This window comes from Staphylococcus sp. FSL W8-1270, from assembly GCF_038007165.1.
Taxonomy (GTDB): Bacteria; Bacillota; Bacilli; order Staphylococcales; family Staphylococcaceae; genus Staphylococcus; species Staphylococcus hominis.
In genome coordinates this window covers 1,943,969-1,968,582 of record NZ_JBBOWQ010000001.1, presented here as the reverse complement: position 1 = coordinate 1,968,582, position 24,614 = coordinate 1,943,969, and the positions used below count along the sequence as shown (strand labels likewise).

Sequence of the window (24,614 nt, the reverse complement as noted above, 5' to 3'; positions counted from 1 at the left end):
ATGAATCACTTAAGTCTCATCCTCTTTTACTTTACAACAAAACGTTTTTCATCAAGTTGTTGTCTAAATGCTTTTTGATCTTTTTTAGATTTTTTCTTAAAATCTTTTAAAAATTGCTCATATTTAGGTAACACTGTATCTAATTCACCAAATTCTTTTAGCTTTCCACCTTCAATCCAAGCGATTTTAGTACAGAATTCACGCACTTGTCTGATATTATGACTTACAAAGAAAATCGTTTTATTTGCTTCTTTAAACTCATATATTTTATCTAAACATTTTTGAGTAAATGTTTGATCGCCAACAGATAGTGCTTCATCGATAACTAAAATGTCAGGATTAATAGTTACATTGATAGAGAAACCGAGTTTTGCACGCATACCGCTTGAATAGTTTTTAACAGGTTGATAAATGAATTCGCCAAGCTCACTAAATTCAATAACTTGAGGCATAAGTCTTTTAATTTCTTTCTTTTTAAACCCCATACAAAGCATTTTAAATTCAATATTTTCAATGCCCGTCAGTTTCCCATTTAAACCGGCATTAATGGCGATGACACTTACTTCACCATGACGATCTATATTTCCAGAACTTGGAGATAATGAACCACCAATCATATTGCTTAACGTGGATTTTCCTGAACCATTTATACCTACTAAACCAATCACATCACCTTCATAAGCAGTAATAGACACATCATTTAAAGCAAAGAAGGTTTTGTTTTTATTTTTAGGAATTAACGCATCTTTGATACGTTCTTTGTTATTGCGATATATTCGATATTCTTTTGTCACATGATTTATGTTAACAGATACGCTCATGATTTTTCCTTTCTTATGATTTATTATATAGATTATAATACATCACTCAATAGTTGTTAAATTTATTAACCTAGTGTAAAGTGTATATGAGATTTTGTATCTTTTTTGTAAACAATATATTAATTTTACTTTCTTTTCTGAGTTAAGTCTATCCTAATAAAATTTTCGACTAATGTGTTGCGTAAATATATAATGGATTTATATGAATCATTTTAAACGTTGATTTAGAAATTTTATAATAAAACGATTTTAATCAGTAGTTAAAGAAATTAAAAGCCATTATGAATTTACAATTGAAAGTGTGGTTTAATTCAATGTCGGCAGTAGGAACTGTTTTTAAAGAACATATAAAAAACTTTTATTTAGTGCAACGACTTGCACAATTTCAAATTAAAATAACAAATACAAATAATTACTTAGGTATGGCTTGGGAATTACTTAACCCAGCACTTCAAATTATGGTGTATTGGTTTGTCTTTGGTATGGGAATTCGTAGTAATCAACCGATACATGGCATTCCATTTATTTTATGGTTACTAGTAGGAATTAGCATGTGGTTCTTTGTTAACCAAGGTATTCTTGAAGGTACGAAATCAGTATCTATGAAATTTAACCAAGTAGCGAAAATGAATTTCCCTTTATCAATTATTCCAACTTATATCGTAACAAGTAAATTTTATGGCCATATTGGCTTATTAGCACTTATTATTGCAATTTGTATGGGAAATGGCATTATGCCGTCTATCCATATTGTACAATTGTTAATTTACGTACCACTAACATTTTTCTTTGTGGCTTCTGTAGCACTTTTTACATCAACACTTGGAATCATTGTTCGTGATACACAGATGATTATGCAAGCATTACTAAGAATTTTATTCTATATGTCTCCTATTTTATGGATACCAAAAGATACTGGAATTAGTAGCGTAATTAATGACATTATGAAATTTAACCCTGTATACTTTTTAGCTGAGTCTTATCGCGCAGCAATTTTATTCCATCAATGGTACTTTATTGAACATTGGAGATTACTTCTTTATAATATTGTGATTATTATAGTATTCTTTGTATTAGGGTCTATATTACATCGTAGATATCGAGATCATTTTGCAGATTTTTTATAAAACGTGTGCTAGATAAATCAATACTTACATTTATTAGTAGAGAGCCTGAAATGTATTAGATTGCATTTCAAGCTCTTTAGCATATATATCATAAATAAATATAAAATATAGACGATGTCGATAGAGATGTATGTGAAAATGATAAAGAGTAGAGACAAAATCAATGTATTTCTGTCCTACTCTTTCTTTATAAATTATTTTATTAACGAGTAAGGGGATTAAATGATGACAAGAGTAGTGATAAAAAATATTTATATGACACTTATTACTATCGTAAACCAAATTTTTAGATTTAAACGACTAAAATCGAATCATATTGCGATTTTAATGACATTTCCCGAAGACGTTATGCCAATAATTGAGCAATTAAATCAGAAAGGTTATGAATTAACAGTCATTGCTAAAGAAAAAGAATGGGCTAAGCTAAAGCAATTTAAAAATGTATCTTTTGTTCCTGCAGGAAATAATCATATAGTGAGACATATCAAGACGATAAGTACAGCAAAAGTGATTGTGATTGATACATATTATCTTATGCTCGGAGGGTATCATAAGAAAAAAGGACAGACCATCATCCAAACATGGCATGCTTCAGGTGCTTTAAAAAATTTTGGTTTAACGGATCATCAAGTAGATTTAAATAATAAAAAAATGGTTCAACAATATAAAAGCGTTTATAAGGCTACTGATTATTATTTAGTCGGTGGAGAAGAGATGAGTAAATGTTTTGAAAGTGCTTTTGACGCTAAGCGCACTCAAATGCTTAAGTTGGGTCTACCTCGATTAACCAAATATTTTAAACTAGACCTTAAGACGGAGCAAAAAAAGTTAAAAAAATATTATAATATTCCTAATAAATTAGCATTATATGTGCCTACTTATCGTGAAAATCAAATGGATAATCGTCAAATTGATAAAGTATATTTTGAAAAGCAATTACCCAACTATACTCTCATTAATCAACTTCATCCATCAATCCCTAATAGTGAGCATATTGCGCCAACATCAGAACTAATAATGATGGCTGATATTATTATTAGTGATTATAGCTCTCTACCAATAGAAGCTAGTTTACTCAATAAGCCTACATTATTTTATGTATTTGACGAAGAAGAGTATGAAGAGGTACGTGGATTGAATCAATTTTATCGCGATATTCCAACATTTTATAAAGTGAAACATATAGATGAATTAGTGACTAAGATTAAATATAATGAAAAAGAAATAAAACCATTATTTAAAAATTGGCATAAATATAATAGTGAAAAAAGCTTAGAAAACGTATTGAAATTTATTGAAAAGTTGGTGAAAGAATGAAATTAGCGGTTATTATTCCAGTATACAATGCTGAAAATACAATTCGAAAAGCAGTTAAATCGATTGATACAACACATGACGTAGAAATTATTTGTATTAACGATGGATCAACAGATCGTACAAAACAAGTGTTAACTGAATTGCAAAAAGAAGTTAAACATCTCATTGTTTATCATCAAGACAATCAAGGAGCGGCAAAAAGTAGAAATATGGGTCTTTCTGCAATGTCAGATGATATCGATGCGTTTATGTTCTTAGATGCAGATGATCAATTTTTACCTGGAAAAATGGATCAAATGATTCAATATTATGAAAAAAATGAGCATCTAGATATTGTGATTGGGCAAATCGGTAGAGGATTGAATGGCGACTGGAAAGTTATTCCAACACACGAAGACATTCATCGTGAAGCAATAGTTTCTTTAGCAGAAGCGCCAGAAATACTTCAATCTATTGGACCAGGTGGCAAGTTATTCAAAGCTAAATTTAATACACTAAGATTCGATGAAGATGTAGTATTTTGTGAAGAACATACATTTGTCACTCGTGCTTATTTAATGGCAAGGGATATCCAACTAGTTCCTTTTATAGTATATGGATACAATGAGCGAGAAGGTTCTATTACAGATCAACGTGCAGATACGTTTATATCTTACTTAGAAGATGCTAGAAAAGTTCGATGTGAAGTCATGGATATGTTATTACTTGTCAACGAAAAAGCATATTATAGTTATCGAATGGATGACTTAATTGTCAGCTATCTCATTCAAGCATATTTAATAAAATACAGTAAAGTGACACTTCAAATTATAGACAAAATCACTCAATATATCAGAGATATGCAACATACAAATTATTCTGGAGAAGCGTTGTTTAGAATAGTACAAGCCGTAGAGCAAAGTGCGACTCATTGGACACGTGAGACATATGAGTTATGGAGACATACACTTATTGATGTAGGAATTGGGAGACCTGGTTTTTTACGTTTTCAAGCACAAGTAATGCCTAAAAAATTAGCATTCAGTGGAAAGCAATCATTGAAACGTATGATGAATAAGTAAATGAGAAAGGGTCTGGTCAATATAAAATTAATGGTATGTTAAATATATTTATGCTAAATTAAGATTATTAATTAATGTTAAATATTTGTAAAGGAGAAAGGAAATATGAGAAGAGTCATTACATATGGTACATATGATTTATTACATTATGGTCATATAGAATTACTAAGAAGAGCTCGTGAAATGGGTGATTATTTAATTGTAGCTTTATCTACAGATGAATTTAACCAAATTAAAAATAAAAAATCTTATTATGATTTTGAACAACGTAAAATGATGTTAGAATCTATTCGTTACGTTGATTTAGTGATTCCAGAAGATGGATGGGGTCAAAAAGAAACAGACGTTGATCGTTATGATGTTGATGTGTTTGTTATGGGCCATGACTGGGAAGGTCAATTTGACTTCCTAAAAGACAAATGTGAAGTTGTATACCTCAAACGCACGGAGGGTATTTCAACAACTAAAATTAAACAAGAGCTATACGGAAAAGATGCAAAATAATAATGTATTGAAGGCATATATAGACGCCTTAGAAGTTTAGCTATGTCTCAATCATTGATTAAATCAAGTAGATAACAATAATTTGTTTGATTTGACTCATCCTTTTGGGAGTGAACAGTGAATTCAAAACGAATTCTAGGGCACTCCTATTTTTATGTAATAAAACATTTTAAATAAAATGCTATACTAAGAACAATCAATCAAATTACCAGTTAAAATACATTTAAATTAGGATAAACACTAAATATAATATCAAAAATACAAATATAAATTGATGATTAAAGAGGTTTATTTATGAAACAACACAATCCATTATTTTTTCTATTTAAACGATTGTCTTGGCCTTATGGTTTAATAATAACTGCTGTTATCATTTCTTCGTTAGGAAGTCTTAGCGGATTATTGATTCCACTGTTTACAGGTCGCTTAGTAGATAAATTTTCTACTAATAATATTAATTGGAATATTGTCGTTCTATTTGCAAGTATATTTATCATTAATGCATTACTTAGCGGTTTAGGTATTTACCTCTTAAGTAAAATTGGAGAAAAAATGATTTATGGTATTCGTTCATTATTGTGGGAGCACATGATTAAACTGAAAATGCCATTTTTTGACAAAAATGAAAGTGGTCAGTTGATGAGTCGTTTAACTGATGATACTAAGGTCATTAACGATTTTATCTCTCAAAAATTACCACAATTACTACCAGCTATTATCACATTGATTGGTTCTATTATTATGCTGTTTATTATGGACTGGCAAATGACTTTACTGACTTTCATAGCTATTCCAATATTTATGGGTATTATGATTCCACTTGGAAGACGTATGCAAAAAATTTCAAAACATACCCAAGCAGAAATTGCCAATTTTAGTGGGTTATTAGGTCGTGTATTGACAGAAATGCGTTTAGTAAAAATTTCTAATACTGAACAAAAAGAATTAAATAATGCACATTATAACTTAAATGAAATATATAAATTAGGTTTAAGACAAGCAAAAATAGTAGCGATTATTCAACCTATTTCAAGTGTAATTATGTTATTAATGATAGCCATTATTTTAGGATTTGGTGCCATTAGAATTGCTACAGGTGCTATTACAGCAGGTGCTTTAATAGCTATGATTTTTTATGTGATGCAGTTATCTATGCCGCTTATGAACTTATCTACACTCGTTACTGATTACAAAAAAGCTGTAGGTGCAAGTCAACGTATTTATGAAATTATGCAAGAACCCGTTGAACCGATGGAACAGTTAAAACCCATTGCTAATATCAACATTGAGAATGGAGCACTTGAATTTAATAACGTAGAATTTAAATATGATGTAAAAACGATTCTTGATCATGTATCATTTCGTATACCTCAGGGTGACATTAGTGCTTTTGTTGGTCCTTCAGGTTCTGGGAAAAGTACTATTTTTAATTTAATTGAACGTATGTATGATATCGATAATGGTGATATTACATATGGCAATGAAAGTATTTATGATATTCCAATTACAAATTGGCGTAGCAAAATTGGATATGTCATGCAGTCAAACTCTATGATGACAGGAACAATTCGAGATAATATCTTATATGGTATTAACCGTAATGTCTCTGATGAAGAACTAATTAAATATGCAAAACTAGCAAACTGTCATGACTTTATTATGCAATTTGATGAAGGATACGATACATTAGTGGGCGAACGTGGATTAAAACTGTCCGGGGGGCAACGACAACGTATTGATATCGCTAGAAGTTTTGTGAAAAATCCAGACATATTGTTACTTGATGAAGCTACTGCAAATCTTGATAGTGAAAGTGAACAAAAAATTCAAGAAGCTTTAGAAGTATTGATGAAAGGTAGAACAACAATAGTGATTGCACACCGTCTGTCTACGATTAAAAAGGCAGGTCAAATTATTTTTATTGATCAAGGACGTGTGACAGGTGAAGGTACACATGACGAATTAATGAAATATCATGAGAAATATCATCAATTTGTGACTACACAAAATATAAATAAATAATGGATGTCGAACATCCAAATATCACGATGATAAAGTAATCTATAATTTTACAGTGTAGATGAAAAAATCTTAGACTGATAAGATATAGTTAGTACACAAACACATTGCTTAAAAATTAATTGAATAAACATAAATAAAATTGGAGAGAATGATATTGAATAAACTATCAATAATTATTACATATTTTAATAGTGAAGAATATATTGAAGATTGTATTAATAGCTTAAAAACTCAAAGGAATCAAGATTTTGAGATCATTATTGTAGATGATGGTTCTACGGATCATTCAACACAAATCTTAAATAAAACGTTAGCATCTTATGATAAAGATGTGACGTTTATTCAACTTGAAACAAATACTGGTCATGCACATGCTAGAAATATCGCTTTAGACTTAGCAAAAGGTCAATACGTGATGTTTTTAGATGCGGATGATCAATTAGCCTCATATGCTATTGAATATTATTTAAATCATATCAATGGTTTAGATACATTAATTGCACCGGTACACAAATTTACAATGCAACGTCCTCAATATGTAGATAAAGATAAGATACGTTTGCAGTATCGATCACATCATTCATATCCTAATTCAATTTTACGAAAAGAAACTGCATGTAATATTTTATTTAGAAATGCAATTATTAAAGCACATGACATTAAATTTAATGAAGATTTAAGCATTTTTATTGATAATTCATTTGTATTAGATTATCTGAAATATGCTGAACATTTTGTTAGAATTGTTAATTTTCCGTTTTATTATCGTGGTGAAGTATATGATCCATTTAATGGTAATACATTAAGTGATCAAGATTTTATTGATAAATTTGAAGACTATACAAATAGTTTCTTTGATGCTATACAAAGAACTACAAATAAAGAAGTTAAGAAATTTTTAGTCCAAAGAATGAAAAATGAAATTAAAAAAGGTTTTGATCCTTCGCTTAGAGATATTAAAGCAAGATATATTGCTTTAGAACACACTCTAGTTAAAGTAGTAAAAGCACTAAAATGGAATATCATTAAAGATGGTAAGTTGTTATATAATCTTGAAATCATGTTTTTATCTATGGATGACATTGAGAATGCAAGATATGTGAATGAATTACGTAAAAAAACACGTTTATTTAAAAGTATTCTAACAAACAATAAAATGAAAGAACGTGCTAAATATCAACTTACTGATAATGAAAATATGGTAGATCCACATACGATTATATTTGAGTCATTTGGTGGTAAAAATTACAGTGATAGTCCAAAGTATATATATGAATATATGCAACAACACTATCCACAATATAAATATATTTGGGTCTTTTCTAAGCCTAATAACAATATTATTCCTGGAAATGCAACTAAAGTGAAAAAAGGATCCAAAGAATATTATGAGGCTTATGCTAAAGCGAAATACTGGATTTCGAATGCTCGATTACCATTGTATTTAAATAAAAAAGAGAATCAAATGTATATTCAAACTTGGCACGGTACACCGTTAAAACGTTTAGCAAATGATATGAAAGTGGTAAGAATGCCAGGAACAACAACAGCAAATTATAAAAAGAATTTTTATACAGAAGCATCTCGTTGGAATTATTTAGTATCTCCAAACCGTTATTCTACGGATATCTTTAAGTCTGCTTTTTGGATGAATGAAGAAAGAATTTGGGAAATTGGCTATCCAAGAAATGATGTATTAGTTACAAGACAAAATGATACTGAGTATATAGAACAAATTAAAAAAGATTTAAATTTACCAAAAGATAAAAAAGTCATTATGTATGCGCCAACTTGGAGAGATGATGAATTCGTTAAAAAAGGTCAATATTTATTTGATTTGAAAATAAATTTAGCTAATTTAAAAGAGCAAATTGGAGATGACTATGTCATTTTACTAAGAATGCATTATCTTATTGCAAATGCATTAGATCTAACTGGATACGATGACTTTGCTATTGATGTTTCAAATTATAATGATATTTCAGAATTATATTTAATATCTGATGCGCTTATTACTGACTACTCGTCAGTGATGTTTGATTATGGTATTTTAAAACGTCCTCAATTTTTCTTTGCTTATGATATCGAAAAATACGATAAAGGTCTTCGTGGCTTCTATATGAATTATATGGAAGATTTACCAGGAGAAATTATTACAGATGAATTTAAACTTGCTGAAGAATTAAAACATTTAGATACACATAAAGAAAAATATAAAGATAAAATTGAAGCGTTCTATAATGATTTTTGTTCAATTGAAAAAGGTCAATCTTCTAAATTTATAGCAGACTATATTCATAATGATATTCATGAAAATGAATCATAAAATCAAATGACATAAAGAATGGGAAAAATTTACTTTGAATTCGTTTTCCCATTCTTTTTCTATATAACCGTATTAAGTTTAAATGGTATTTATGATAAATAACATCAAAAAAGAAAAATAGACAATTATTTTATTAAATATGTTATTTTAACGAACATTTTCTCGTGGTATAATGTTAAATGTATTTTTTACAGAACATTAGTTGTTATTTTATGAAAATAGTACGGTTCTATTTAAGGGTAATGTGATACATATTAATTTTAAAATGTGGGTAGGTGTCTTATGTTTTTACTAATAAATATCATTGGATTACTTGTGTTTTTAGGAATAGCAGTTTTATTTTCTAGAGATCGCAAACATATTCAATGGAAGTCTATATTAATCTTAGTTCTTTTAAATGTATTCTTAGCATGGTTCTTTGTATATTTCCAAATTGGAAGATCGATTGTTGAAGGTTTAGCAGCTGCCATTGCTTGGGTTATTCAATCAGCTCATACTGGAACAGGTTTTGCATTCAGTAGTTTTACAAGTGGTAAACAAATGGATATGGCAGTGAGTGCATTATTTCCAATTTTATTAGTTGTTCCACTATTTGATATTCTTATGTATTTTAATATTCTTCCTAAAATTATTGGAGGAATTGGTTTTGTACTTGCGAAAATTACACGTCAACCTAAATTTGAATCATTCTTTGGTATCGAAATGATGTTTTTAGGAAATACAGAGGCGCTTGCAGTCTCTAATGAACAACTTAAGCGTATGAACGAAATGCGTGTATTAACAGTTGCAATGATGTCAATGAGTTCTATTTCTGGAGCTATTGTAGGTGCCTATGTTCAAATGATTCCTGGTGAATTAGTGTTAACGGCGATTCCTTTAAATATTATTAATGCAATTATTGTCGCTTCTATTTTAAATCCTGTTACTGTTGAAGAAAAAGAAGATATTATCTATAGCATTAATAATGATGAAAAAATTGAACGTCAACCTTTCTTCTCATTTTTAGGAGATTCAGTATTAAATGCAGGTAAATTAGTATTAATTATTATCGCTTTTGTTATTAGTTTTGTCGCGTTGGCTGATTTTTTAGATCGTTTTATTAATTTGATTACTGGATTAGTAGGCAGTTGGATGGGTATGAAAGGTAGTTTTGGTTTAAACCAAATCTTAGGCGTCTTTATGTATCCATTTGCTTTATTGCTTGGCTTACCATGGGGTGAGGCATGGATAGTGGCACAACAGATGTCCAAAAAAATCGTTACAAACGAATTTGTAGTTATGGGTGAAATTACAAAAGTAATTGACACATATAGCGCACATCGTCGTGCAGTGATATCAACATTCTTAGTTTCATTTGCAAACTTCTCTACAATTGGGATGATTGTTGGTACATTAAAGGGTATAGTTGATAAGAAAACATCAGATTTTGTTTCAAAATATGTACCGATGATGTTATTATCAGGTATTTTAGTTTCACTACTTACTGCAGCATTTGTTGGTTTATTTGCATGGTAAGGTATTAAAATTTAAATCATTTTATAGTCAACCATTAGGAGTGAACATTGAATTCGAAAAGAATTCTATGTCACTCCTATTTTTATTATTCATTTTATTGCATGATAAAAACCAAGCATGCAAAGTGAGGAGACACTTTATATACTTGGTTTTTATGGGAAATGAATATTAATGTACTTGTAACGGTAAGGACTAGGTACTGTCACAGTACTTCGAGCAAAATTTGTTTTGTTACTATAAACAACACAAAGGAGATAACTTCTTGTAATTAAGAAGTTATACATAGTATAGCAAACTAATATTTATAAGTAAACGAAAAATTCAGAAAATTTCCACGTATTTTTTATTAGTACATTAGATTTAAAGATGAATATGTATCTTATTTAAATTAAATCTTTATATTTTAAGATAATTAAAATTTATTAATACATTTATTTTTAAAAAGCATATTGTAGGGAATGATGAGACTATGCTAACATTTTAATCGTTATAGTCGTAAAAGGAGTGAGTGTTTTTGAACAAAAATATAAAAAATATACTTTTAGTTATACTAGGCTCTTTTATCTTTTCAGCAGGAGTCAATGCATTTATTATATCAGGTAATTTAGGTGAAGGTGGCGTCACAGGTATTGCTATTGTATTATATTACGCTTTTCATATTTCACCAGCGCTCACTAACTTCGTTGCTAATGCAATATTGATTGTTATTGGGTATAAATTTTTAAGTAAAAAAAGTACGATATTAACAATTATTGCTACTGTACTTATTTCTGTTTTCTTAAGTCTTACAGAATCATGGCACGTAGAAACAGGTAATGTCATCATCAATGCAGTATTTGGCGGCACAAGTGTTGGACTAGGTATTGGAATAATCGTTTTAGCAGGTGGCACTACAGCTGGAACAACAATATTAGCAAGAATAGCTAATAAATACTTAGATGTTAGTACAGCATACGCATTATTATTTTTTGATTTAATCGTAGTAGCCATTTCTTTAACAGTACTACCGTTAAGTAAAGCATTGGTAACTGTGATTTCACTTTATATAGGCACGAAAGTAATGGATTATGTTATAGAAGGACTTAATACAAAAAAAGCAATGACAATTATTTCTAGCAAACCTGAAGAGGTAGCTAAGGCTATTGATGAACAAGTTGGTAGAGGCCTTACTATATTGAATGGACATGGTTATTATAGTAGAGAAGAAAAAGACGTTTTGTATGTTGTTGTAGCTAAAACTCAAGTAACTCGTGCCAAACGAATTATAAAAAAAATAGATAAGAATGCTTTCTTGGTTATTCATGACGTGCGTGATGTTTATGGAAATGGTTTTTTAATCGATGAATAAAAAAGGGCCCTAAAAATTTGAGGCGTTTTATGTATATCTCAGATTTTTAGGGTTATTTTTTATAATCGTCTCATAGTAAAAAGAATAGTCAAAAATGTGTATAAATGGTATAATAGCAATAATTAATTGAGAACGATTATCAATAGATGTCGTAAATATTTTTTGTACAAAGGTAGGGCCTATATATGAATCGTTTAAATGCATCTCAAGTAGATATAGGATATAGAAATACGACAATTATAAAAGAATTAGATGTTCAAATACGTGATGGTAAAGTCACATCAATTATTGGACCGAATGGTTGTGGGAAATCTACATTATTGAAAGCACTCTCAAGACTGATTGAAGTGAAAAAAGGAGAAGTATTACTTGATAATCAAAACATTCAACATCAATCTACAAAAGAAGTAGCTAAAAAAATTGCAATTTTACCTCAAACTCCAACAGTGACTGACAGTATAACAGTTGAAGAACTCGTTTCATATGGACGTTTTCCTCATCAAAAAGGATTTGGACGATTATCTAAAAAAGATAAAGATGAAATTGAATGGTCATTAAACGTAACAGGCATTACAGAATTTCGTCATCAATCGATTAATGATTTAAGTGGGGGACAAAGACAACGTGTATGGATAGCAATGGCTTTAGCACAAAAAACAGATATTATTTTTCTTGATGAACCTACAACGTACTTAGATATTTCTCATCAGTTAGAAATTTTAGAATTGGTGCAACATTTGAATAAAGAATTAGGGTGTACGATCGTTATGGTCTTACATGATATCAATCAGGCAATTCGATTTTCGGATTATTTGTTAATCATGAAAGAAGGACACATTATAGATAATGGACCTACTGACCAAGTATTATCTAAAGAGATATTAGAAAGTGTGTTTAATATAGATGCAGTATTAGGAAAAGATCCTAGAACAGGGAAACCACTTTTAGTCACTTACAATTTACTTGAAAAAAGATAAGATTGATTATAACTTCAGCAATATAGCTACAATTATTATGATGTTGGATACCTATCTCAGTCATTTTTAATGTATAGGCAGTCAATGACTAATATTTTGTCTAATACACAAATATTCGCGCTTTCAGATAAGTTATTTTATAATGAAAACACACGTTGATTAAGGTTCACTTTAATAAAAAATCAAATTCGTTATTTAATTGATTGACTGGAGTTGAAATGATGACAACTATAGTTATTATTAGTCATAGTGAAGAAATAGCTAAGGGAACTAAAAATTTATTAAATAAAATGACAAATGACATAAATGTGATTGCTTATGGTGGAGTAAATGGTGAAATTGGAACTTCATATGATGATATTGAACAATTGATTAATCAGTTAGATGATGATGCATTATGTTTTTATGATTTAGGATCATCAGAAATGAATATCGATTTAGCAATTGATATGTATAAAGGTAAGTATCATATTTACAAAGTAAATGCACCCATTGTAGAAGGAAGTTTTACAGCAGCAATGTCTTTAAGTGTTGGTAAAACTGCTAATGAAGCGATTCAAGAAGTGAATCGTTCTTCATTTAAGTCTACAGCATTTAAATAAGTAATGATAAATTTTGATGTTTTTTTTATATAAAAAAAAGGTTATAAAATGATTATCCAAAATGAATATGGTAAAATAAATAGCATGATATTGATGATGAAAGTAGGTGGACATTATGCTACAAGAAGATATTAAATTTTACGTTCTGAACGGTAAATTTGAAGAAATTAAAAATATAATGTCCAATATTGATTTTATGGAATTCGAAGAAGTATATATATCCTGTGCTCATGAACAAGAAAACATTATGTTTTATACTTGTATATTAGATATGATGAAGGCTAATGAAACAGCAGAATTACATGATTTAGCATTTTTATTATTAGTCTATCCTTTGAGTGAAGTGGAAGGTGCTTTAGAAGCGGCATATTATCATGCAGATGCTTCTATTCAGTTAACAAATGGTAAAGAAATAAAAAGTTTGCTTCAAATGCTATTATTATATGCTATACCTGATCCAATTATTTCAGATTCTGAAGCGTTTAAAGTAGCTAAACAAATTTTAAAATTAGATCCTAATAATCATGTAGCAAGAAATGTGTTAAAAGATTCAGCTAAACGCATGGATAATGTTATAGTAAATTTTGATGAATTAAAGAAATTTGGAAGTTCAAAATAATATAGTGAAATAAGAGAGTTAGATAATGAATAACCATAGTTATTCATTTTATCTAACTCTTTTTTAATAATATTTTACTTAGTAACTCAAATATAATTTTTTGTGACAAATTATTAAAAATATTAAATTTTTTAAATTGTTTGTAAGGGTATTAACACTAGTATTTAGAAGCGATAAGCGTTGTCTCACAACGTTTATGCACTGTTGCATATTATTATTAGTACGTTATAATTTTGAATGTGTCAAAAATAAGGAGGTTAATCAATACATGGGGTTGAATAAAGAATCTATAAAAATAGGTTTTGCTTATGTGGGGATTGTAGTAGGCGCAGGATTCTCTACAGGGCAAGAAGTAATGCAATTCTTCACGCCTTATGGTTTATGGTCATATATAGGCGTGTTAATATCAGGATTAATTTTAGGATTTATAGGGCGACAAGTCGCTAAAATTGGAACGGCTTTTGAAGCAACAAACCATGAATCAACATTACAATATTTATTTGGTCAAAAATTTAGTAAAATCTTTGATTATATTCTAGTCTTTTTCTTATTTGGGATTGCTGTAACGATGATTGCAGGTTCAGGCGCAACGTTCGAAGAGAGCTTTGGTATACCTACATGGCTTGGCGCGTTAATTATGACGGTCGTTATTTATTTAACACTATTATTAGACTTTAATAAGATTGTAAGAGCGTTAGGGGTCGTTACACCATTCTTAATTGTCATGGTAGTTCTTATTGCTATATATTATCTATTCGCTGGAAGTATCCCTATCAGTAAAGTTAATAGTACAGTAGATCATCCAAGTTTATTCTTAGGTATTATTAGAGGGTTAATGTACGGTGGATTAGCTTTTGCTGTAGGATTTAGTACGGTTGTGGCGATTGGTGGAGATGCATCTAAACGTCAAGTATCTGGTGCCGGTGCTTTATTTGGCGGTGTAGTGTATACTGTTTTACTTGCATTGATTAACTTTGCACTACAATCAGAATATTCACAAATTAAAAATGAACAAATTCCAACTTTAAAATTGGCGAACGAAATTCATCCATGGCTTGGATTAGTTTTAACAGTGATTATGTTAGCAGTAATGTATAATACTATTTTAGGATTGACTTATTCGTTTGCTGCACGTTTCACTGAGCCATACAGTAAAAAATATCATATATTTATTGTTATTATGATGATTGCAGCCTTTATTTTAAGTTTTGTTGGTTTTGCAGATTTAATCAACTTCTTATATAACATTATGGGCGTAGTTGGATTATTTATTGTGGTAGCAGTGCTTATTAAATATTATTTACGTAAAAGTGATAACAAAGACCACATTGCTTAAAATTGATAAAATAAATAATCCATAAAAAAACTGCCTACAAAGTTAAATAACTCATAGACAGTCTAAAGCAATTCGTGTAATTAACACGAATTGCTTTTTTGCATTTTGAACGTAGCGTATAATACATATTGTAATTAAAGTAGTAATTTAGCCATAATATATTTATTAAAATATTGATTGTTGATCAGTAATTTATTTTTAAGTTCGCCTTCAATATTAAATCCAGCGCCTTTAAGTAGCATGAGTGCGTGTGTATTTTCAGGAACGACTGAAGCTTGAAGACGTTTAATATTATGGTTAAGAGCCCAAGCTTCAACAGCATTAATTAAAGCAAGTCCAATACCTTTTTTTTGATAAAATTTAGTAATACCAAGTGTAATGATTGCTTCGTGTTGTGTACGTTCGTATTTTTCAGTAGTGACGAATATACATCCAACGAGTTGATCATCTTCTTCAGCTACATATATGGTATTTCTCGGAGAAGTGATAACACGCTCTAGAAGATTACTAATAGAAGAAACACTAGGGTTAAATTCTCCAGGATTATAAAGTGTATAATCAGATTCATCATATATTTTAGTTAATAATGTTGTCAAAGCTTCAGTATCTTTTATACTAATTTCACGAATAATATGAGCCATTCGGCTTCCTCCTGAGATAGTAATATAACATATATTATACCAATTATTTAAAAAATATACATATTTAGAATTTTAAAAAGGAGTAACAGAATAATGAAACCTAATGTATTATTAGCGGGTGGTAGTGGTTATATAGGTAAGAATATTAGCAGTGCGATAGAAAATGATGCAAATTTGTTTGCTTTATCTAAATATCCAAATACAAAAAAAGAGTTTAATCATAATATAAAATGGCTAAAAAAAGATATTTATAATTATGAAGATGTTAAATCAGCAATGTCAGGTATGAATATTGCAGTATTTTATTTAGATCCTAATAAAAATTCTGCCAAGCTTACTCAAGCAACTGCACGTGATTTAAATCTCATTGCAGCCGATAATTTTGCAAGAGCAGCAGCACAACAAAAAATAAATAAAATTTTGTACGTAAGCGGTAGTCGCTTTGATAATGAGACAATACAATGTTTAAAAAACTATGGTGTTCCTGTAGAAACGACTGAGACCTATATCAAACGCTCTCATATTAATGTTGAGTTACAAGTGTCTAAATATAATGATATACGGACAGCATTAAGAATGATATTACCTAGGAAATGGTCTTTAGAACAATTAGTCGCTTATTTTTTTAAATGGCTGAATGATACACGTGGTACATTTTTACACACGAAATATATAGAAAATCGATATATAATATATACTCGTAATGAGTTTAAGCCTCTATTAGTAATGAAGAAAGAAGTAAATGATAATAGTTTAATTACATTTAATTTAGTAGGCGGTTCAATTATAAAAAAACGTTCTAAAAAACAAGGAAAATTGGAATTTCGTCAAATTAAAGGAACGCGTTTAGTAATTGTTCAACTATATGATTATATTCCTAAATTGTTATGGCCACTCTATTATTTTTTTCAAGCTCCCGTACAAGGTTTAATTATGAGAGGGTTTGAAATTGATTGTCGTATTAGGCATTTCAATGGACGTGTGCAATCAGGAGAAAAAATGAAATATACAAAGTGATAGGATGAAAACACATGCAAATATTATTAGTAGAAGATGATCAGACGCTTTTTCAACAACTAAAGAAAGAATTAGAAAATTGGGATTTTTTTGTTTATGGTGTCAATGATTTTAGTAACGTAATGGAAACATATCATAATGTTCAACCAGAAATCGTTATAATGGATGTGCAATTACCTAAATATGACGGATTCTATTGGTGTCGTCAAATTAGACAAGTATCTAATGTGCCTATTTTATTTTTATCGTCACGTGATAATCCTATGGATCAAGTGATGAGTATGGAATTAGGTGCAGATGATTATATGCAAAAGCCTTTTCATACCAACGTACTAATTGCGAAGTTACAAGCAATTTATCGACGCGTATATCAATTTGGCGCAGAAGAAAGACGTACATTAAATTGGCAAGATGCACTAGTAGATCTTTCAAAAGATAGTATTCAAAAAGGCGATAAAATCATTTATTTATCTAAAACTGAAATGATTATTTTAGAAATGTTAATTCAAAAACAAAATCAAATTGTGACTAGAGATACATTAATTACAGCGTTATGGGATGATGAAGCGTTTGTGAGTGATAACACATTAACAGTCAATGTAAATCGATTACGAAAAAAATTATCTGAGATCGATATGGAAACAGAAATTGAAACAAAAGTAGGTAAAGGATATATGGCACATGAGTAATGTGAAATGGTTTTGGCTATTTCTTAAAACACGAAGTAATTGGATATTTTGGATTATATTTTTGCAGTTTGTGTTTTTAGGGATGGCATATATAGACTATGATATGGCAATTGAAAGTGTAGCGTACATTGTCTTATTAAATATAGGTTTAACTTGTATATTTCTTATTTTTACTTTTTTAAGAGAAGTAAAATTATATCAACATTTTTATAATAATAAGGAAATCGAAGAAATTAAACATAAAGAATTAGCTGAGAATCCATTTCAACAGGAAATGGTGGACTATTTATATCGTAAATTATTGTTTCAAAAAGAAAGAGCTACTGAACAACAAATTCATATACAAGCGTCTGAACAATCGTTAACTGAATTTGTTCACGATATTAAAACACCTGTTACAGCAATGAAATTATTAATTGATCAAGTTGAAGATATGGAACGTAAGAAAGCCTTACTTTATGAATGGTCAAGAGTGAATGAATTATTAGATAAGCAACTTTATTTAACACGTCTTGAATCTAAAAATAGAGATATGTATTTCGAAAAAGTACCATTAAAACGTTTAGTGATCGAAGAAATTCAACTTACGCGGCATATCAGTCAAGTTAAAGGTATTGGCTATGAATTAGAATTTGACACGAATCCAGAAGTATTTACAGATGTAAAATGGTGTCGCATGATGATTAGACAGATTTTATCTAATTCTTTGAAATATTCTCAAGGAAAAGATATTGTGATTCGGTCGTTTGCTAAAAAAGACCATATCGCTTTAGAAATTACTGATTATGGGCGTGGGATTAGTGCTAAAGATTTACCACGTATTTTTGAAAGAGGCTATACTTCTACCGCAAATCGTAATGAAACAACTTCTTCTGGAATTGGTTTATACTTAGTAGAAAGTGTAAGACATCCATTAGGTATTGAAGTAGAGGTCGAGTCGACGGTGGGTGAAGGAACAACATTTATTTTAACGTTCCCTATGCAAAACGAAGTCATAGAAAGAATGTCACAAGAGAAATTAAGTCTATCATAAAGACGTTGTTAAAATAGTATATAAGTGCAATTGTTCGCTTTATCGCAAGGAGATATTGGACTTTACTATAAAAAGTTTGGACTAAAACTTATATAATATTTAAAGTAAATACATAAATTAAGCTTATGGAAATATCATTTTAGTGTAATAAGTGAGTAGAACATTGAGTGAAACCTGGGACTTTATAGTGACGTCTCAGGTTCATCTATATCATTCAATCGTTAAAATATATGATAGTGAGGGACATTCTAAATTGACAATATTACAAGCAAAGCAAATTGTTAAAACATATGGGACAAAACAAACGATACAAGAAGTGTTAAGAGGCATTGATTTAAATATTGAAACTGGAGAGTTTGTTTCAATTATGGGACCTTCTGGATCTGGTAAAACAACATTACTTAATGTTTTAAGTTCAATTGATTATTTATCACAAGGATCTGTAATACTAAATGGAAAACAATTGGAAAAGTTATCAAATAAGGAACTATCAGAAATTAGAAAAAAAGATATTGGATTTATTTTTCAAGAATATAATTTATTACACACACTTACTGTAAAAGAAAATATTATGTTGCCTTTATCAGTACTTAAATTAAATAAGGAAGAAATGAATAAACGTTATAGACAAATTACTGAAGCGCTTAATATATATGATATTAGTGACAAATATCCGTCTGAAATTTCAGGGGGACAACGTCAACGAACATCTGCAGCGCGTGCATTTATTACATATCCTAAAATCATTTTTGCGGATGAACCAACAGGCGCTTTAGACTCTAAGAACACTAGGGATTTACTCACACGTTTTGAAAAAATAAATAAAATCTATGATGTAACTATTATTATGGTTACACACGATCCACTTGCAGCAAGTTTTTCTAATCGTGTTGTAATGTTGAAAGATGGCTTAATATTTACTGAAATTTATCAAGGACAAGATAATAAACAATTATTTTATGAAGAAATATTAAGAGCCCAAAGTATATTAGGTGGCAAGATTTATGAGTTTTAGCTATATTATTTGGAGAAATTTCCTAAGAAATATCAAGCACTATGCTATTTATATGTTTTCATTAGTCATTAGTACCGTTTTATATTTTAGTTTTATTACGATTAAATATGTTCATCATCTCCATATACATGAGTCTTTATCTATGATTAGAGAGGGTTCTAAAATAGGAAGTTATTTTCTATTTATAATCATCGTTGTCTTTATTATGTATACCAATATTCTTTTTATTAAAAGACGAAGTTACGAATTGGGACTATTACAGATTATGGGGTTAAATAAAGTAAGTATTATTTATATGTTTATGTTAGAACAATTGTTTATTTTCTTAATCACTGCAGTTTTAGGTGTGATAATAGGGATTGTTGGGTCTAAAATTTTACTTATGATTATATTGAAATTATTAGGTATACATACCTCGGTTTCGCTTGTTTTTAGTGTAGACGCTATAATTCAAACCTTATTTATTTTAATCATTGCATATATTTTAATTATTCTTCAAGCTATCATTTTCTTAAATAAATATTCTGTTACGCAATTAATGGAGTCTGAAGAATATATAGATGAAACAGGTAAACATATTACATTTGGAGAAATTATTCTAGGAATTTTAGGTATTGTTTTCATTTTGGCAGGATATTATTTATCCACACGATTTGTTGAATTATTAGATGATATCGTATTACCTTTTATTATTTTATTTTTAACTGTGATCGGAGCTTATTTCTTTTTCAGAAGTTCAGTGTCTCTTATATTAAAAATAATTAAATCATTTAAAAGTGGAAATGTAACTGTAAATGATGTTATTTTCACTTCTTCATTAATGTTTAGGATTAGAAAGAATGCTTTCTCTTTAACAATCATTTCTATTATTTCTGCTATTACCGTATCGGTCCTATGTTTTGCAGCAATTAGTCGAGGATCTTTAAGTAAAGAAATTTCATTAGAATCACCTTATGAAGTAACAACGAACAACGACATCTTGTCTGAAAAGTTAAAATATCAATTAGAGCAACAGCATATTGCATATAACTATAATTATAAGCAAGTAGTGTACACGCATTTATATAAAGATTATCTATTTGATGTAAATGCAGCTAGACCTTATTCGGTGACTGTAACAAGTGAAGATTACTTTTCAAATGTTTCTTTGAAAAAAGGACAAGCAGATTTAATTATCCCAGAAGATGTTATTCCTGAATTAACTAAACATCGACCACACGGGACAACACTGATTGGTACGAAACGACATCATACTAAAGTTCAACTGCAAAAAGTGATTCATAAAGTTTATTTTAAAGAGAGTATAGATTTAGGTGGACCGACACTCGTGCTTAATAACGAGGATTATCAATTTATAAAACAACATGTTAAAAATAAGGACATCATTTCTCAACATGGTTTTGATTTAAAACATACAAAAGATATACCTAGATTAGAAAAGACTATCAATCACATGAATCAGAATTTAAAAACTAGAAGTCAGATAGCAAGCGAAATTTCAAGTTTAACAGGAATTTTATTATTTATAAGTTCTTTTTTAGGTATTGCATTTCTTATAGCAACTGGATGTATTATCTATATTAAACAAATTGATGAAACTGAAGATGAATTAGAAAATTATTCAATATTACGTAAATTAGGTTTTACTCAAAAAGATATGGATAGAGGTCTAAAATTGAAAGTGGCGTTTAACTTTGGACTACCTTTAGCTATTGCTTTACTTCATGCATATTTTGCAGCACTTGTATTTATGAAATTTATAGGATTCACAAATCAAACGTCCATTTTTATCGTTATGATTATTTATACAATCGTATATAGTATGTTTGCATTTATTGCTTATAATCATTCTAAGCGAACGATCAATCACTCAATTTAAGAGAGAATATTTCGAGTTTGTAAAGAATTTGTAAATTTATTGTAGAGATGAAAAATTTATGATATTTTCAATTAGAGACAACTTAGGCGTTAAGTAGAAGTGTATCGTAACTGGTATAACATTATATTTACATAAATTTTACAAAAGCTTTCTAAATAATGTTTTAAAATAAGCTATTGTAAATGTAGCTCATTTTTAAATTGTCTTAAATTAAATAATAAACGTGTGATTGATAGCAATCGCTAAAATGGAGGCATTATAATGTTCACTAAGAAAAAGGATAAGTTTATGGTTCAATTAGAAGAAATGGTATTTAATCTGGACCGTGCAGCTGTAGAATTCGGGAAAATGGATTTTAATACCCATTTAGATTTAAAAGCTTATTCTGATAACATTAAAACGTACGAGTCACATGGTGACGAACTTATGCACAAAGTCATTAGCGACTTAAATCAAACATTTATCACTCCTATTGAACGAGAAGACATTCTATCATTGTGTAATGCAATCGATGATGTACTTGATGCAATGGAAGAAACATCTGGAATGTTTGAAATGTATTCAATTGAATATACTGATGAATATATGGCTGAATTTGTTGACAATATTCAAAAAGCTGTCGCTGAAATGAAATTAGCAGTTGGTTTACTTGTTGATAAAAAATTATCTCACATGAGAATTCATTCAATTAATATTAAAGAATTTGAAACAAATTGTGATGGTATATTAAGACAATCAATTAAACATATCTTTAATAGTGAAACCGATCCAATCACTTTAATTAAAATTAAAGATATTTACGAAAGCTTAGAAAATATCGCTGATAAATGTCAAGCTGTTGCTAACAACTTTGAAACAATTATCATGAAAAATAGCTAAGGGAGTTTTAAATTATGGAATATGTATTAGTCATCACTATAGCTATCGTTGCATTTTCTTTAGTCTTTGACTTTATCAATGGCTTTCATGATACAGCAAATGCAATTGCTACTGCGGTTTCTACACGTGCATTGACACCAAGAACAGCTATTCTTCTAGCGGCAATTATGAACTTTATAGGTGCACTTACTTTTACAGGGGTAGCTGGAACAATTACTAAAGATATCGTAGATCCATTTAAATTACAAAATGGTCTAGTAGTAGTATTAGCGGCTATTATCGCTGCTATTGTTTGGAATTTGGTTACTTGGTTATATGGTATACCAAGTTCTTCATCTCATGCCTTAATCGGCGCTATTGCTGGAGCTGCAATAGCTGCACAGGGGTTTACAGTATTACATTACCAAGGTTTTACTAAGATTATCATTGTATTAATTATTTCACCAATTATCGCATTTTGTGTTGGTTTTATCATGTATACAATTGTTAAAATTATTTTTAAAAATGCGAACCTTACGAGAGCAAATCGTAATTTCCGCTTTTTCCAAATGTTTACTGCAGCGCTTCAATCGTTTTCACATGGTACAAATGATGCTCAAAAATCAATGGGTATTATTACTCTTGCTTTGATTGTAGCGAATTTACAAGATCCATCGAATGTGGAACCAGTATTATGGGTTAAAATTGCTTGTGCCACAGCAATGGGTCTAGGAACTGCAATTGGTGGTTGGAAAATTATTAAAACAGTAGGCGGAAATATAATGAAAATACGACCTGCTAATGGGGCAGCTGCTGATTTATCTTCAGCATTAACGATTTTCGTTGCTTCATCATTACACTTTCCATTATCTACAACACATGTTGTATCATCATCAATTTTAGGTGTAGGTGCATCAAATCGTGCAAAAGGTGTAAAGTGGAATACAGCTCAACGTATGATTATTACATGGATTATTACATTGCCAATTTCTGCTATTTTAGCAGCAATTATATTTTGGATTTTAAATATTTTTCTTTAAGGTAAAATAACCACAAAATAAGCTTGAGACATAAACATGTCTCAAGCTTATTTTGTGGTTTGAATCATATTAATGAATATAGTTATAGTTAGAAACTAATGAAGCAGGAATCACACGAGTATCTGTGTTATAAGGACCATATGTATAATTCATTTCTGAAATTAGAATACTACCATCTGGATTCACACGCTCCACGTATGCTACATGGCCATAATACCCAGCAGTCGATTGCATAATTGCTCCAACAGTAGGAGTATGATTAACAATATAACCATCTGAGGCAGCATTATAAGTCCAATACTTAGCATCAGACCAATATGTACTAATGGGTGATCCAGCTTGGGCGCGACGATTAAACACATACCATGTACATTGACCAGCAGTGTATAAATTTTGATGGTTAAAGGTTGGTGAAGCATAACCAGTGCTTTGAGAAGCAGTAGTAGATGATGAGTTTGTAGTACTCGAACTACTTGGAATTTTTAATACTTGACCAGGATAAATTAAATAATTTTTCAAATTATTTGCATTCATTAAGTTAGTAACTGAAGTTCCATATTTATTAGCGATACGAGAAAGTGAATCACCAGATTGAACAGTATAAGTAGTAGAAGACTTACTTGATAAACTACTTGATGTAGTAGATGTTGTAGTTGACGATTCATTAATAGTTAGTACTTGTCCTGGAAAAATTAAATTACCATTTAATTGATTATTTCGTTTAAGCTCATCAATAGTTGTATTGTATTTGTTTGCAATACTCCATAAAGAATCTCCAGGTTGAACAGTATGTTGTGTTGATGCTTCAGCATGATGAGAGAAAAATGCTACAGCTCCTGACGCAATAGACAACGTAAAAGCTAACTT

General features: G+C 29.7%; 21 protein-coding genes and 1 pseudogene. 19 read left to right on the top strand and 3 right to left on the bottom strand.

Going from position 1 to position 24,614, the window contains the following annotated elements:
* Positions 1 to 26: 26 nt before the first annotated feature.
* Positions 27 to 821, bottom strand: a complete 795-nt coding sequence (tagH, locus tag NSU06_RS09790; RefSeq protein WP_002449138.1) for a teichoic acids export ABC transporter ATP-binding subunit TagH — start codon at positions 819 to 821, stop codon at positions 27 to 29.
* 314 nt (positions 822 to 1,135) lie between these two features.
* On the opposite strand from tagH, the gene NSU06_RS09785 reads away from it, so the two are divergent.
* The 12 genes from NSU06_RS09785 (at position 1,136) to NSU06_RS09730 (ending at position 15,575) form a co-directional block, all read left to right on the top strand.
* A complete protein-coding gene (locus NSU06_RS09785; protein ID WP_002449143.1) occupies positions 1,136 to 1,948 on the top strand; it encodes an ABC transporter permease in 813 nt (270 codons plus the stop codon).
* Between the two features lie 222 nt (positions 1,949 to 2,170).
* Positions 2,171 to 3,265 carry a teichoic acid glycerol-phosphate primase TarB gene (tarB, locus tag NSU06_RS09780; RefSeq protein ID WP_025987151.1) on the top strand — a complete coding sequence of 365 codons (1,095 nt, stop codon included), beginning with the start codon at positions 2,171 to 2,173 and terminating at the stop codon, positions 3,263 to 3,265.
* A complete protein-coding gene (locus NSU06_RS09775) occupies positions 3,262 to 4,326 on the top strand; it encodes a glycosyltransferase family 2 protein (RefSeq protein WP_048679973.1) in 1,065 nt (354 codons plus the stop codon). Before tarB ends, NSU06_RS09775 begins: the two co-directional genes overlap by 4 nt.
* A gap of 105 nt (positions 4,327 to 4,431) precedes the next feature.
* Positions 4,432 to 4,830 (top strand): glycerol-3-phosphate cytidylyltransferase, encoded by a 399-nt coding sequence (tagD, locus tag NSU06_RS09770; protein WP_017176012.1) that lies wholly within the window; start codon positions 4,432 to 4,434, stop codon positions 4,828 to 4,830.
* A gap of 294 nt (positions 4,831 to 5,124) precedes the next feature.
* The gene (locus tag NSU06_RS09765) at positions 5,125 to 6,852 is read left to right on the top strand and encodes an ABC transporter ATP-binding protein (protein ID WP_017176011.1); all 1,728 of its coding nucleotides are present in this window, start codon (positions 5,125 to 5,127) and stop codon (positions 6,850 to 6,852) included.
* A gap of 154 nt (positions 6,853 to 7,006) precedes the next feature.
* Positions 7,007 to 9,178, top strand: a complete 2,172-nt coding sequence (locus NSU06_RS09760; RefSeq protein ID WP_079118803.1) for a bifunctional glycosyltransferase/CDP-glycerol:glycerophosphate glycerophosphotransferase — start codon at positions 7,007 to 7,009, stop codon at positions 9,176 to 9,178.
* Between the two features lie 282 nt (positions 9,179 to 9,460).
* Complete coding sequence (locus NSU06_RS09755; protein WP_017176009.1) at positions 9,461 to 10,693, top strand: NupC/NupG family nucleoside CNT transporter; 1,233 nt, start codon at positions 9,461 to 9,463, stop codon at positions 10,691 to 10,693.
* Positions 10,694 to 11,207: 514 nt separating this feature from the next.
* The gene (locus NSU06_RS09750; RefSeq protein ID WP_017176008.1) at positions 11,208 to 12,041 is read left to right on the top strand and encodes a YitT family protein; all 834 of its coding nucleotides are present in this window, start codon (positions 11,208 to 11,210) and stop codon (positions 12,039 to 12,041) included.
* Between the two features lie 185 nt (positions 12,042 to 12,226).
* Positions 12,227 to 13,018 (top strand): ABC transporter ATP-binding protein, encoded by a 792-nt coding sequence (locus NSU06_RS09745; protein WP_017176007.1) that lies wholly within the window; start codon positions 12,227 to 12,229, stop codon positions 13,016 to 13,018.
* Positions 13,019 to 13,239: 221 nt separating this feature from the next.
* Entirely contained in the window at positions 13,240 to 13,620 is a 381-nt protein-coding gene (gene dhaM, locus NSU06_RS09740) for a dihydroxyacetone kinase phosphoryl donor subunit DhaM (protein WP_017176006.1), read from the top strand.
* Positions 13,621 to 13,735: 115 nt separating this feature from the next.
* Positions 13,736 to 14,239: a hypothetical protein gene (locus NSU06_RS09735; protein ID WP_017176005.1), complete on the top strand. Its 504-nt coding sequence runs from the start codon at positions 13,736 to 13,738 to the stop codon at positions 14,237 to 14,239.
* Positions 14,240 to 14,507: 268 nt separating this feature from the next.
* Positions 14,508 to 15,575, top strand: a complete 1,068-nt coding sequence (locus tag NSU06_RS09730) for a YkvI family membrane protein (protein ID WP_049415468.1) — start codon at positions 14,508 to 14,510, stop codon at positions 15,573 to 15,575.
* A 134-nt stretch (positions 15,576 to 15,709) separates the two neighbouring features.
* Here the strand turns inward: NSU06_RS09730 and NSU06_RS09725 are convergent, their stop codons facing one another.
* Positions 15,710 to 16,216 (bottom strand): GNAT family N-acetyltransferase, encoded by a 507-nt coding sequence (locus NSU06_RS09725; protein ID WP_150885320.1) that lies wholly within the window; start codon positions 16,214 to 16,216, stop codon positions 15,710 to 15,712.
* 93 nt (positions 16,217 to 16,309) lie between these two features.
* Here NSU06_RS09725 and NSU06_RS09720 point away from each other — a divergent pair, with 93 nt between their 5' ends.
* The 7 genes from NSU06_RS09720 (at position 16,310) to NSU06_RS09690 (ending at position 23,747) form a co-directional block, all read left to right on the top strand.
* A complete protein-coding gene (locus NSU06_RS09720) occupies positions 16,310 to 17,233 on the top strand; it encodes an NAD(P)H-binding protein (RefSeq protein ID WP_017176002.1) in 924 nt (307 codons plus the stop codon).
* Between the two features lie 14 nt (positions 17,234 to 17,247).
* Positions 17,248 to 17,922 carry a response regulator transcription factor GraR/ApsR gene (graR, locus tag NSU06_RS09715; RefSeq protein ID WP_017176001.1) on the top strand — a complete coding sequence of 225 codons (675 nt, stop codon included), beginning with the start codon at positions 17,248 to 17,250 and terminating at the stop codon, positions 17,920 to 17,922.
* Complete coding sequence (locus NSU06_RS09710) at positions 17,915 to 18,955, top strand: sensor histidine kinase (RefSeq protein WP_048683078.1); 1,041 nt, start codon at positions 17,915 to 17,917, stop codon at positions 18,953 to 18,955. The genes graR and NSU06_RS09710 overlap by 8 nt, the downstream gene beginning before the upstream one ends.
* 253 nt (positions 18,956 to 19,208) lie before the next feature.
* Entirely contained in the window at positions 19,209 to 19,970 is a 762-nt protein-coding gene (locus tag NSU06_RS09705) for an ABC transporter ATP-binding protein (protein WP_017175999.1), read from the top strand.
* Positions 19,960 to 21,849 (top strand): FtsX-like permease family protein, encoded by a 1,890-nt coding sequence (locus NSU06_RS09700; RefSeq protein ID WP_145428934.1) that lies wholly within the window; start codon positions 19,960 to 19,962, stop codon positions 21,847 to 21,849. Before NSU06_RS09705 ends, NSU06_RS09700 begins: the two co-directional genes overlap by 11 nt.
* A 261-nt stretch (positions 21,850 to 22,110) precedes the next feature.
* The gene (locus NSU06_RS09695) at positions 22,111 to 22,728 is read left to right on the top strand and encodes a DUF47 domain-containing protein (RefSeq protein ID WP_002449132.1); all 618 of its coding nucleotides are present in this window, start codon (positions 22,111 to 22,113) and stop codon (positions 22,726 to 22,728) included.
* 14 nt (positions 22,729 to 22,742) lie between these two features.
* Positions 22,743 to 23,747 carry an inorganic phosphate transporter gene (locus NSU06_RS09690; RefSeq protein WP_017175997.1) on the top strand — a complete coding sequence of 335 codons (1,005 nt, stop codon included), beginning with the start codon at positions 22,743 to 22,745 and terminating at the stop codon, positions 23,745 to 23,747.
* Positions 23,748 to 23,816: 69 nt separating this feature from the next.
* Here NSU06_RS09690 and NSU06_RS09685 read toward each other — a convergent pair.
* Positions 23,817 to 24,353: pseudogene (locus NSU06_RS09685) on the bottom strand (CHAP domain-containing protein); the annotation flags it as partial.
* Positions 24,354 to 24,614: the final 261 nt, after the last annotated feature.